This window comes from Shewanella sp. SG41-4 (assembly GCF_014164505.1).
Lineage (GTDB): Bacteria > Pseudomonadota > Gammaproteobacteria > Enterobacterales > Shewanellaceae > Shewanella.
Window position 1 is genome coordinate 1 of the sequence record NZ_JACJFI010000103.1, and the last position, 13,453, is coordinate 13,453.

General features: G+C 42.3%; 8 protein-coding genes. 7 read left to right on the plus strand and 1 reads right to left on the minus strand.

Annotated elements, in window-relative coordinates:
- Positions 1-87: 87 nt before the first annotated feature.
- Complete coding sequence (nadC, locus tag H5202_RS11280) at positions 88-966, minus strand: carboxylating nicotinate-nucleotide diphosphorylase (RefSeq protein WP_182772160.1); 879 nt, start codon at positions 964-966, stop codon at positions 88-90.
- A gap of 415 nt (positions 967-1,381) precedes the next feature.
- Here nadC and ampD point away from each other — a divergent pair, with 415 nt between their 5' ends.
- From ampD to H5202_RS11315, 7 genes are all read left to right on the plus strand, one after another.
- The gene (gene ampD / locus H5202_RS11285; protein ID WP_182772161.1) at positions 1,382-1,936 is read left to right on the plus strand and encodes a 1,6-anhydro-N-acetylmuramyl-L-alanine amidase AmpD; all 555 of its coding nucleotides are present in this window, start codon (positions 1,382-1,384) and stop codon (positions 1,934-1,936) included.
- A 125-nt stretch (positions 1,937-2,061) separates the two neighbouring features.
- Positions 2,062-2,913, plus strand: a complete 852-nt coding sequence (gene ampE / locus H5202_RS11290) for a beta-lactamase regulator AmpE (RefSeq protein ID WP_182772162.1) — start codon at positions 2,062-2,064, stop codon at positions 2,911-2,913.
- 378 nt (positions 2,914-3,291) lie between these two features.
- Positions 3,292-4,044, plus strand: coding sequence for a pyruvate dehydrogenase complex transcriptional repressor PdhR (pdhR, locus tag H5202_RS11295; protein ID WP_182772163.1), 753 nt, complete (start codon positions 3,292-3,294; stop codon positions 4,042-4,044).
- A 91-nt stretch (positions 4,045-4,135) separates the two neighbouring features.
- The gene (gene aceE, locus H5202_RS11300; RefSeq protein ID WP_182772164.1) at positions 4,136-6,802 is read left to right on the plus strand and encodes a pyruvate dehydrogenase (acetyl-transferring), homodimeric type; all 2,667 of its coding nucleotides are present in this window, start codon (positions 4,136-4,138) and stop codon (positions 6,800-6,802) included.
- 11 nt (positions 6,803-6,813) lie between these two features.
- Entirely contained in the window at positions 6,814-8,796 is a 1,983-nt protein-coding gene (gene aceF / locus H5202_RS11305) for a dihydrolipoyllysine-residue acetyltransferase (RefSeq protein WP_182772165.1), read from the plus strand.
- Positions 8,797-8,995: 199 nt separating this feature from the next.
- Positions 8,996-10,426, plus strand: coding sequence for a dihydrolipoyl dehydrogenase (gene lpdA / locus H5202_RS11310; protein WP_011639189.1), 1,431 nt, complete (start codon positions 8,996-8,998; stop codon positions 10,424-10,426).
- 326 nt (positions 10,427-10,752) lie between these two features.
- The coding region (locus tag H5202_RS11315) for a ligand-binding sensor domain-containing protein (RefSeq protein WP_443019396.1) at positions 10,753-13,453 on the plus strand (2,701 nt) is incomplete at its 3' end.

The window sequence follows — 13,453 nt, forward strand, 5'->3', positions numbered from 1 at the left end:
CTAAGCGTTAAGCCCTAGCTTTGAAGGGAGCTAGAACCTAATACCTAGTACCTAGAACCTAGTACCTAAGACCTAATAATGTAAGTCTTAAGCTTTTAATCTCAACGATAAATCTAATGCTTTGACATGTTTAGTCAGGGCGCCTACTGAAATATAATCAACGCCAGTTTGTGCGAAGGTGGCTAGGGTGTCTAACGTGACATTGCCTGAAACCTCTAATTTAGCGCCTTTGCCTTGGTCTTTATAACGATTATTAAGGCTGACTGCGTCGACCATCATGGTGACGTCAAAGTTGTCGAGCATAATGATATCGGCTCCGCCATCAAGTGCTTGGGTTAGTTCGTCAAGTGACTCAACTTCGACTTCTACCGGCTTGCTATCATCTAAAGCGCGTGCAGCTGTAATGGCTTTTGAAATACCGCCACAAGCCATTATGTGGTTTTCTTTAATTAAGAACGCATCAAATAAACCAATGCGATGGTTTTTGCCGCCACCGCAGGTGACTGCGTATTTTTGAGCGGTTCGAAGCCCTGGGATGGTTTTGCGGGTATCGAGCAATTGGGTATGGGTACCTGCAAGCTTATTAACGTAGCGTTTGGTTAAGCTGGCTACCCCTGACAAAGTTTGAATGAAGTTCATGGCCGTACGTTCGCCAGTTAAAATAGCGCGTGCTGGGCCAGATAGTTCGCATAATACTTGATTGGCCACAATTAAATCACCGTCATCGACATGCCAATGCAGCGCGACTTCACTGCCTAGTTGGTTAAATACTTGCTCTGCCCACGCTTTGCCGCAAAAAACCCCATCTTCACGGGTGATTAACGTGCCGGAAACATGTTTGTCTGCAGGGATAAGCTGAGCGGTAATATCAGCATTGAGCATGTCGTGAATGGTATTATTGGCTGTGTGACCTAAGTCTTCATCAAGCGCTGTTTGTACAGCATGGCGGATGTCGTTTTCTAACATAAGCAAAGTCCTTGCTAAAGAGCGTAATAAGGCTAAACAGTATCTGCATTTAACAGAGTGTTTATTACAGAGAGCATTTGTTAAAGATTACCATAACTTGGTCATATACTGACACTATCAAGTCGGCAATTTTCAGCATTTGTATTCCAGTTTACTACTGTTAAATGTAGATTGAGAATGGTTAAATAAGCTTAACTTTGGATACTAAACTGTTATTAAATAGCCCCCTAATACGTTAACGGTATTGCATTGACTTACAATCGGCCTGTATCTGATGCTAGCGGTAAGAGACTGGGCATTGTTAGCAAAGCAAATGACAAGTTTGATATCAAATAGGTCAAGTCTCCTGATTATGGCTTACAATCCCATCTGTTAATTCTAGTTGAGGTTATGTCGTTATGTTTAAAGGATGGATATGCTCAAAGGCTTATTAGAACAAGGTTGGTTAGCCAGCGCTAGAAAGTGTATTTCGCCACATTTTAATGTGAGACCCACTAATGAGGTTAGTTTGTTGGTGATCCACAACATTAGTTTACCTGCAGGGTGTTTTGGTTTGCCGCACATTGATGCACTTTTTCAAGGCTGCTTAGATATTAATGCTGACGACAGTTTTGCTGAATTGGCCGGTTTGCAAGTTTCGGCACACTTTTTAATTCGCCGTGATGGTGACGTGGTGCAGTATGTTAGTTGCGATGACAGAGCATGGCACGCTGGTATCTCAGAGTTCAACGGGCGTAAGGGCTGTAACGACTTTGCTATTGGCATTGAGCTGGAGGGCACCGATAGTAGTGGTTATACCGATGAGCAATATCATCAATTAATGCTGTTAACATTGGAGTTAATGGCGCAGTATCCTATGATTAACGTAAATAATATTGTCGGCCATTGTGATATCGCGCCAGGGCGTAAAACAGACCCAGGTTTTAGTTTTGATTGGCCTCGATATAAGCAAGCCATTAACATTGCTTAAGCTAGTTAGCGGGCTCAGCCGTTGTTGGAGTGCATTTGTTAGATAAACATTTGTAGCCATGGCCCACGTAAGCATTGTTCTTTAATGGCCACAGCAGCAACTGAATAGAAGTTAAAAGGATATTCATGGCGTTATTTTCATTATTAGTGGCAATTCTAGTTGAGCGTATGAAGCTTCTGCCGAGTGGTTGGCAGTTTGATAGTGTTATGACGCGTTACCAAAAGCAATTTTGGGATAGCCAATCACTGAGATCAGAATTGAGCGTCGTGATTGCAATAGTATTACCCGCCTTATTAGTGTTGTTGATCAGTTTTCTGCTTGATGACATTTTTTTTGATTTATTGAGCTTGTTGTTTTGGGTATTGATATCGATTATTTGCTTTAGTCACCAATCATTACGAAGTGTGTTTAAACAGTATATTCAAGCGGCATGTCGCGGCGATGTACAGGCTTGTTACCGTTATGCCAGCGAGTTGGACTCTACAGAGCATTTGGATGTAGTGGATGAGCAGGATTTAGGTCGCAAAGTGGGCCAAATAGTCGCGTGGATTAATTACCGTTATTACGGTGCTGTTGCGTTGTATTTGATATTTTTAGGCCCCGTGGGTGCAATTTTATATTGTACAGTGCGTTTTTATAGTGAGTATAACAGCAAGCATAAACTCGACATGCCATTGGTCGACCAACTACAAATGATATTTGACTGGTTACCAAGCCGGGTATTTAGTTTTGGTTATGTGCTAAGTGGCCAGTTTAGTGAAGGGTTAAGTGCTTGGCGACAATATGGTTTAAGTGTTAATACCGATGCTAAAACGATAGTGACCCATACTGCAATTGCGGCAGAGTCTTTACCTGAAGCAGGGGAAGCGCCGTTGAGTGTGCAATCTACCTTGGCGTTACTGGCATTAAGTAAGCGTAATTTTGTGTTACTGCTAACCATGGTTTCTGTATTAACTATTTTTGGTTTTGTGAGTTAGCTAGATTCTAGGCTTGGCTTCTGGGGCGTAATCCGTCCTGCGAGGACCGCTTTGCTGCTGAGGTTTTAAAGCACTTAGCAGCAAGCGCTCTAAGCTTTTAGCTTGCATAGGATCTCGCAGGGTCACTGCTAGTGATTGCTTTTTACTAAGATTTTACCTCTTCGCTTATCTAGCGTTGAGATTAATGTGGATAAATGGTCTGACCCCTTAAGCATAAATATCGGTTATGCTCTTGGCTTGAGCGTTTTAAACAAAGCGGTGTTCTTTTGTCGGTATTCTGATAACTAGACATGGCTTGTATGATTTGATAAAGTGCGCTCTCTCATATTAATTGGTAAGACCAATTGACAATTGCTTGTTTAGGGAGCAGAGCGCCAGATGGCTTATATAAAGATTACCCAGCCAAAAATTTCTGATGTGATCATGGAGCAATTAGAGCGGATGATCCTAGAAGGCAGTTTACAGCCAGGTCAGAAACTACCTCCTGAACGCGAACTCGCGGTGCAATTTGAAGTGTCTCGTCCTTCGTTACGTGAAGCAATTCAAAAATTAGAAGCAAAAGGGTTGCTCATGCGTCGTCAAGGCGGTGGCACCTATGTTAAAGAACAACTTTGGCAAAGTCTTGCCGATCCTATCGTTGAATTAATGCATAACGACTCTGAAAGTCAGTATGACTTACTCGAATTCCGTCACGCCACTGAAGGCATGATGGCGTATTATGCTGCGCTGCGCGGCACCGATGCGGATATGCAAAATATTCAAAAACGAATTGTTGAAGTAGAAGCTGCGACGAATATTGAAGCAAAAGCAGCTGCGATTGTACGTTTTTATCGTGCGGTTGCAGAAGCATCACACAATGTTGCGATGTTGCATTTAGTATTAAGTTTAACCCCTGTGTTGCACAAAAATGTGGCACAAAATCTGGAGCTTTTAAGCATACGCGAAGAAGCTTCTACCATGGCAAATGAACACAGGCATGCATTACTGGCTGCGATTATACGCCGGGACCCAGACGCTGCACGTGAAGCTTCGAATGAGCACTTAAGCTACATCGAAGAAGTCATGTTGTCAGTAAGAGAAGAAGACAGTCGGTTGCAACGTAGTTTGCGCCGTTTAAAGAGCGGCGTGTAGCACTTGTCACTTTGAATAAGAATACACTTTTGTTGTGTCAACAAGCAGCAAAAAGCCGAAATATAATCCGTATATAGAGAAGGACTGCGAGATGTCTGAAGATATGCTTCAAGATTTAGACCCATCAGAAACCCAAGAATGGGTAGATGCTCTACAAGCTGTATTAGAGCAAGAAGGGCCTGAACGTGCACACTTTTTACTCGAAAAATTAATCGACAAAGCGCGTCGTAACGGTACTCACTTACCTTACAATGCGACAACTGCGTATTTAAACACTATTCCAGCAGGCCAAGAACCAAATATGCCTGGCAACCAAGAAATGGAACGCCGTATTCGAGCGATTATTCGTTGGAATGCATTGGCGATGGTGTTACGTGGTTCTAAAAAAGATTTAGAGCTTGGTGGCCATATTTCAAGTTTCGCGTCTAGCGCAACAATTTACGATGTGTGTTTTAACCATTTCTTCCGTGCGCCGAATGAGCATGACGGTGGTGATTTGGTGTATTTCCAAGGCCATATCGCACCCGGTATTTATGCGCGTTCGTTCCTTGAAGGCCGTATTACTGAAGATCAAATGGCTAACTTCCGTCAAGAAGTCGATGGCAAAGGTCTTTCTTCGTACCCACACCCTAAGTTAATGCCTACTTACTGGCAGTTCCCGACGGTATCGATGGGTCTAGGTCCTATTCAAGCGATTTACCAAGCGCGTTATTTGAAGTATTTAACTGACCGTGGTTTAAAAGATTGTTCTAAGCAGACAGTTTACTGTTTCTTAGGTGACGGTGAGTGTGATGAGCCAGAAGCATTAGGTGCTATCGGTTTAGCTGCACGCGAAGAATTAGATAACTTAGTGTTTATCGTTAACTGTAACTTACAGCGTCTTGATGGCCCTGTTCGTGGTAACGGTAAAATCATCCAAGAACTTGAAGGCGAATTCCGCGGCGCAGGCTGGGAAGTGGTTAAAGTGATTTGGGGACGCTATTGGGATCCATTATTGGCTCGTGATACTAGCGGTAAATTATTACAGTTAATGGAAGAAACCGTAGACGGTGAATACCAAAATTGTAAAGCCAAAGGCGGCGCGTATACGCGTGAGCATTTCTTTGGTAAGTACCCTGAAACTGCCGAAATGGTTGCTAACATGTCAGATGATGACATTTGGCGCTTAAACCGTGGTGGTCATGATCCTGTTAAAGTTTACGCTGCACTTGAACATGCACAAAAAACTAAAGGTCGCCCAACCGTTATTTTAGCTAAAACAGTTAAAGGTTACGGTTTAGGTGATGCGGGTGAAGGTAAAAACATCGCTCACAACGTGAAGAAGATGGGTGCTGAATCTATTCGCTATTTCCGTGATCGTTTCAATATTCCGATCCCTGATGACCAGCTAGAAGATCTGCCTTTCTATCACCCAGGTCCAGACTCTGAAGAAGTGAAATACTTAAAGAGTCGCCGTGAAGCATTATTAGGTTATTTACCGCAACGTCGTGAAAAGTTCACTGAAGAGTTAGAAATTCCTTCATTGAAAATTTTCGATTCGATTTTAAAAGGCTCAAATGGCCGTGAAATCTCGTCAACAATGGCGTTTGTTCGCGTACTAACCGCTTTGTTGAAAGACAAAGGTATTGGCAAGCGTATTGTGCCAATTATTCCTGATGAAGCGCGTACTTTTGGTATGGAAGGTTTATTCCGTCAAGTGGGTATTTATGCTCACGAAGGCCAAAAATATATTCCACAAGATTCTGATCAAGTGGCGTACTACCGCGAAGATAAAACCGGTCAGGTTTTACAAGAAGGTATTAACGAATTAGGCGCAATGTCATCTTGGGTATCAGCTGCAACTAGCTACTCAGTTAACAACATGCCAACAATTCCGTTTTACATCTACTACTCTATGTTCGGTTTCCAACGTATTGGTGACATGGCATGGGCTGCTGGCGATATGCGCGCACGTGGTTTCTTAGTCGGCGGTACTTCTGGTCGTACAACATTGAACGGCGAAGGTTTGCAGCATCAAGATGGTCACAGCCACGTATTGGCTAACACTATTCCAAACTGTATTTCTTACGATCCAACTTACGGTTATGAAATTGCGGTGGTAGTGCAAGATGGTATTCGTCGTATGTATGGCGAAAATCAAGAAGATATCTTCTTCTACCTCACCACAATGAACGAAAACTACGTTCAGCCAGAAATGCCAGCCGGTGCCGAAGAGGGCATTGTAAAAGGTATTTACAAGCTTGAGACAGTTGCCGGTAGTGGTAAAGGTAAAGTGCAGTTAATGGGTTGCGGTACGATTCTTGAAGAAGTGCGTAAAGCAGCACAAGCATTAGCAAAAGACTTTGGCGTAAGCGCAGATGTGTTTAGTGTTACTAGCTTTAACGAGTTAACTCGTGACGGCCAAGCAGCAGAGCGTTGGAACATGTTGCACCCAACTGCTGAACCTAAGCAAGCATATATCAGCCAAGTATTATCTGCAGACGCGCCAGCGATTGTGGCTACTGACTACATGAAAATATACGGCGAGCAATTACGTGCCTTCGTACCGACAGACTATAAAGTACTCGGTACTGATGGTTTTGGTCGTAGCGATAGCCGCGCAAACTTACGTCATCACTTTGAAGTAGATGCTAAGTTTATTGTTATTGCGGCACTGAAGTCTCTTGTTGAGCGTAATGAAATGCCAGTTGAGGTGTTGACTAAAGCCATCACTGAATATGGTATTGATGCTGACAAGATCAACCCACAGTTCGCGTAAGGGGATACAAAATGGCTGAATTAAAAGAAGTTTTGGTTCCTAATATCGATACTGATGCAGTACAGGTTATTGAAATTTGTGCTGCGGTTGGTGATTATCTTGAAAAAGAAGCATCAATCATTACAGTTGAAAGCGATAAAGCGACCATGGACATTCCAGCACCTTTTGCTGGTACGTTAACAGAGTTAAAAATCGCCGTTGGTGATACCGTTTCTGAAGGTACCTTAATTGCGATGATGAGTGCAGCTAACGCTGCACCTGCTAAAGCCGAAGCGCCAGCTCCTAAAGCTGAAGCGCCAGTGGCACAAGCTGCAGCTCCTGCACCAGTGACGCCTGTTGCCGCACCAAGTGCGGGAAGTTCAGAAGTCATTGAAGTAAAAGTACCTGATATTGGTGGCGACACGGATGTGTCTGTCATTGAAGTATTGGTTGCTGTTGGCGATAGCATTGACGTTGATACGGGGTTAATTACCTTAGAAACTGATAAAGCAACAATGGATATACCGTCACCTAAAGCAGGTGTGGTTAAATCCGTGACTGTGGCCGTTGGCGACAAAGTATCTGAAGGTTCATTGGTTATTACGTTAGAGGTTGCTGGCTCTGTATCTGTTGCAGCGGCACCTGTTGCATCTGCGCCACAAGCAGCACCGGTAGCTCAAGCGGCTCAGGCTCCAGCAGCACAAACCGCAACGACAACTCAAGTACAAGAAATTCATGTACCTGATATTGGCGACGCTAATGATGTTGATATTATCGAAGTGTTGGTTGCTGTTGGTGATGAAATCACTGCAGATCAAGGGTTAATTACCCTTGAAACAGACAAAGCTACCATGGAAGTGCCAGCACCGTTTGCCGGTAAATTAGTGTCATTAACAGTTAAAGTGGGCGATAAAGTGTCTCAAGGTAGCTTAATTGCGACTATTGAAACCACTAGCTCTGCACCAGTAGCGCAAGCTGCTCCTGCTCAAGCCGCACCCGCTGTACCAGCTCCAGCAATGGCAGCAAGTCGTCCATCAGCTCCGCCAGTGCCGTTTCATCCTAGCGCTGCCGTGACTGCGTCAACAGGCGTTGTTCATGCATCGCCTGCGGTACGTCGCTTAGCGCGTGAGTTTGGTGTTGATTTAACTAAGGTTTCTGGCACAGGTCGTAAATCGCGTATTTTGAAAGAAGACGTGCAAGCGTTTGTTAAATACGAATTATCACGCCCTAAAGCAACGGCTGCTACAGCGGTTTCTGGTGGTGCTGGTGGCTTAAACGTGATTGCAGCGCCTAAAGTTGATTTCAGTAAGTTTGGTGAAGTGGAAGAAATACCACTAAGCCGTATCCAGAAAATCTCTGGTCCTAACTTACATCGCAACTGGGTAACCATTCCACATGTTACTCAGTTTGACGAAGCTGATATCACTGAGATGGAAGCATTCCGTAAGCAGCAGAACGATCTTGCTGCTAAGAAAAAAGCGGATTACAAGATCACTCCATTAGTGTTCATGATGAAAGCGGTTGCCAAAGCATTAGCTGAGTTCCCAGTATTTAACTCTAGTTTGAGTGCTGATGGTGAGTCGCTTATTCAGAAGAAGTACTTCCACATTGGTGTTGCTGTTGATACACCAAACGGCCTAATGGTTCCGGTTGTACGTGACGTTGATAAGAAAGGCATTGTTGAATTGTCGCGCGAGTTAACCGACATTTCTATCCGTGCTCGTGATGGCAAACTTAAGTCTGCTGACATGCAAGGTAGCTGTTTTACTATTTCAAGTTTAGGTGGCATTGGCGGTACGGCATTTACGCCGATTGTTAACTACCCTGACGTGGCGATTTTAGGTGTATCAAAATCTGAGATTAAGCCAAAGTGGAACGGTAAAGAGTTTGAACCTAAATTAATGTTGCCGTTATCGTTGTCATATGACCATCGCGTTATTGATGGCGCAATGGCTGCACGCTTTAGTGTGACCTTGTCTGCGATACTATCAGACATTCGTACATTGATTTTATAACCCAAAAGGTCGCTCATATGAGCGACCTTTTTATTGTGATCGGTTTCAAACAAATTGATTTGAGTATAAAATGCGCCCATCCCAATTTTTTAGTCCACAATTGAAAGAAATTGGAAGTGAAACGTAAGTTTCAAGCTGGCGACATCGACATTTGGGCCGATCCGTCTTTCACACGGAATGAACAAGATTAGAGGAAATCATGAGCAACGAAATCAAAACTCAAGTAGTCGTACTAGGAGCAGGCCCAGCAGGTTATTCTGCGGCGTTTCGTGCTGCTGACTTAGGCTTAGACACCATAATTGTTGAGCGTTTCAGTACCCTTGGTGGTGTGTGTCTGAATGTTGGCTGTATCCCTTCAAAAGCACTATTGCACGTAGCAAAAGTCATTGAAGAAGCCAAAGCTGTTGCTGACCATGGTGTTGTTTTTGGTGAGCCAAAGATTGATTTAGACAAATTACGTGGTTTTAAAAACAAAGTAATTAGCCAGTTAACGGGCGGATTAGGCGGAATGTCTAAAATGCGTAAAGTTAACGTGGTTAATGGTTTTGGTAAATTTACTGGTCCTAATAGCTTAGAAGTCACTGCAGAAGATGGCACTGTGACTGTTGTTCAGTTTGAACAAGCGATTATTGCTGCCGGTTCACGTCCAATTAAATTGCCATTTATTCCACATGAAGACCCACGTATTTGGGACTCAACTGATGCACTTGAACTGAAAGAAGTTCCTGGTAAGTTATTAGTAATGGGTGGCGGTATTATCGGTCTAGAAATGGGTACTGTGTATTCATCTTTAGGAAGCGAAATTGACGTGGTTGAAATGTTTGACCAAGTTATTCCTGCTGCAGATAAAGACGTTGTCCGTGTATTCACTAAGCAAATCAAGAAGAAGTTTAATCTTATTCTTGAAACTAAAGTGACCGCAGTTGAAGCAAAAGACGACGGTATTTACGTAACAATGGAAGGCAAGAAAGCACCTGCTGAACCTGTTCGTTACGATGCTGTTTTAGTGGCAATTGGTCGCTCACCAAATGGTAAGTCTCTTGCTGCTGAAAAAGCCGGTGTTAATGTTGATGAGCGCGGCTTTATCAATGTTGATAAGCAGTTACGTACTAACGTACCGCACATTTATGCTATCGGTGATATCGTTGGTCAACCTATGTTGGCTCATAAAGGTGTGCATGAAGGTCATGTTGCCGCTGAAGTTATTGCTGGTATGAAGCATTACTTTGACCCTAAAGTAATTCCTTCAATTGCTTATACTGACCCAGAAGTAGCATGGGTAGGTCTCACTGAGAAAGAAGCAAAAGAGCAAGGTGTTGCTTATGAAACTGCTACTTTCCCTTGGGCTGCTAGCGGCCGTGCAATTGCATCTGATTGCAGCGAAGGCATGACCAAGTTAATTTTCGACAAAGAAACTCATCGTATCATCGGTGGTGCTATTGTTGGTGTTAACGGTGGCGAATTATTAGGTGAAATTGGCCTAGCGATTGAGATGGGTTGTGATGCTGAAGACTTAGCATTAACCATTCATGCTCACCCGACTTTATATGAATCAATCGGTTTAGCGGCTGAAATGTATGAAGGTTCAATTACTGACTTACCTAACCCTAAAGCGGTTAAGAAGAAGTAATTTACGCTGAGACTTGATGACATAAAGCACTCCTTTTAGGGGTGCTTTTTTTTACCTATATTTAATTTATAGACTAGTCTTAGGTAGGAGTATTACTTTTTGTGGGTAATAATGTTAAAACATTAATATTGTTTATAAAAAGCACAATAAATAATCGCTACAAATGGCTATCAAATATTAAACAGAGTTGTTTCCCGCTCCGTGAAAACATTTTTATCGTTTGTGCCATTTACTGAGTCATTAAATAAAATACTAACCATTGCAGGCTTATCGGTACGTGATAACGATGAGTACAAATATCATTTTTTGAGGTATAGGCTTAATTTATGTTCAGAGCGGTATTTTTTTGTTTCGTTAGTGTGATTGTTTATTCACACTCTGCTGCACCTTCGAGTGCAGCAGATATTGTTCAGCGAGTATTTACTGCACGAGATGGGTTAGCTAATGCCACCATTCAGGATATTAGTTTTGACCATTATGGATTTGTATGGCTGGCTACTCAACAAGGTCTTTACCGCGTTAGTAACAGTAAAGCTAGGCGTATTGATAAAGTCGGCTTTGACTCTGTACTTGATGATGAACTGATTACAATCTTGGTGAATTCTGGCCAAGAGCATTTACTTGTTGGCACTAATTCCTCTTTATATTTATACAACATTTTAGATAATCACTTCAGCTTACTGCTTAAACCTAAAGATAATGAAACTGCTCACCTCAATCATAGTATTAGGGTAGTTGCCACTCAACGTCAGATTGATGGACGGTTATTGTTATTAACTTATTCTGGCCAAGTTTATTATTTTAATGACACTTCTCAGCAGTTATCTTTATCTCCAAGTCATTCATTTGATAATAATTTAACGTGGCGTAATGCACTTGAACTCCACAACACACAATATTTGTTTTCCACTAATAATATACTCCAGCTTCATCAGGCAGATGGAACCTTCGTCGGCTTGTTTCCATGGTCAGATAAAAATGGTTCAATCAGAAAGTTGTTTCAAGATAAACAACAACGCGTGTGGATGTTAACTTCGAAAGGTTTATATCAGGTCAATATTGACAGTCTTACTGTGCAATTAGTGCCTGAGATTCCTTATTATGTTGAGCAAATGGACCAAGACCTTAATGGTGATTTATGGATTTCAAGCCGAGCAGGATTGATTTTTTGGAGCCAAGAAAACAACATATTAACGCTCTACCGTGACGAGCTTAAACAACGAGCAAATATTGATTACATCCATGATATGGCGGTAGATGCCAATGGGCTGTTATGGATTGGTGGTTCTGGTGATGGCCTAGCGGTCATAGCAGGTAAGCCGAGCTTTTTAATTGACGATTATTCTAAAAAACCTCCTTACCTACTTGATAACGAAATGGTGTGGTCGGTTCACAGCGAAGGTGAAAAGGTGTGGTTTGGCACTGATGGTGGTTTGTCTGTCGTTAACGCTCAGAATCAAACTTCAACCATGATCATCCCATCAGGATTTGAACTCAATGACAGTATTTATGCGATAGAATCCTTAGACCTTGATCACCTTGTGTTAGCCACCACAAGTGGCTTATATGTTGTCAATAAATTAACCAATACCAGTACGCGTTTTGCGGAGTGGAGTGGTGGTAAAGAGTCACTGCAAGATAGAGTTGTAATCAGCATTTATCGTGATGAGTTGTTTAACGATGTGATGTGGTTTGCAACCACCAAGGGTTTGTATTATTGGAAAAACGGCAATGATGATTTGAAATTACAAGTACTTGCTGACGGTCAGCAGTCTTTAGATAAAACGTCGTTCAATGCGATCTTAAGAGGTGACCAGGATCGTCTGTGGATAGCTGGAGGAAAGCATTTTGGTTATTTATCCACGACGAATCAATATGTCTCAAAATTGGATATATTTGCAACCTTTACAAATATTCCGATAATAAACAGACTTCTACAAGTTGCGCCCAATATTATCTGGATAGGCACTTCCCAACAGGGTGTTTATCAATTTAATACTCAGACCGATGAAATCATTTCGCTAGATCAACAGTGGAAGATCGATTGTAAAGTGGTGTTCTTTTTACAGGACACAGAAACAGACCATATCGTTGGCTGCGCCAGTGCGATTATTAAGGTTAATAAAGCTACAGGTAAAGTTAGTTCGTTTAGTCATAAAGATGGTTTTATTTCCGATGAATTTAATGAGTCGGCAAAATTTTATGATCCTGCGAAAGGCTTTTTTGTGGGTACGCCAGATGGTGCAATGTTAATCGACCTCAATAAACTGGCGCCTCGTACTGTTAACGATAAAGTGATACTGGAATCTGTATCAGTGTTCTATGAGAGCAATACTGAGGTTTATCTCATTCCCAGCCAATTGTCGCAAGTCGAGCCAGGAGCAAGCCTAATTAGTTTCCAAATCGCCATACTCGATTACCTTGATGATAAACCGATGACCATACAATATCGTTTGGTTAAGAATGGCTCCGACTCTGGGAATTACGTGCTATTAGAAGGCCAGTCACAGATTAATATTACTGGTTTAAGTGCCGGGGCGTATGCACTTGAGCTTTTATATAAAAGAAATGGCATTTGGTCGAGTGAGCCATTTCAATATCGATTTACTGTGAAGCAGTTTTGGTGGCGATCACAACAATTTATCGGCGCATTGATTTTTAGTGTGTTGCTTATCATCACGATTTTTTTGTTATTTAGACAGCGGCAAATTAATCGCTTCAAGCTAATGAATCATGCATTGGTAGAAAGTGACGAACGCTTGCGCCAATCGTTAAAAGGCAGCGATTCGGACCTATGGGAATGGCATCAATCGACACAAGTTCTGTCACTTGATAACCGAGGTGGCGTTTTAGGGCCAGAGCCACATATTGACGTCAAGCTAGCAGATATCCCAATACATCAAGACGATATTGAGAGAATCACATCTATTTGGCAGAACTTTGTTATCGGTAAAGCAGAAACGCTTAATATTGAGTATCGATACCAAAATAAACATGACCATCAATGGCATTGGTTACGGATTAAAG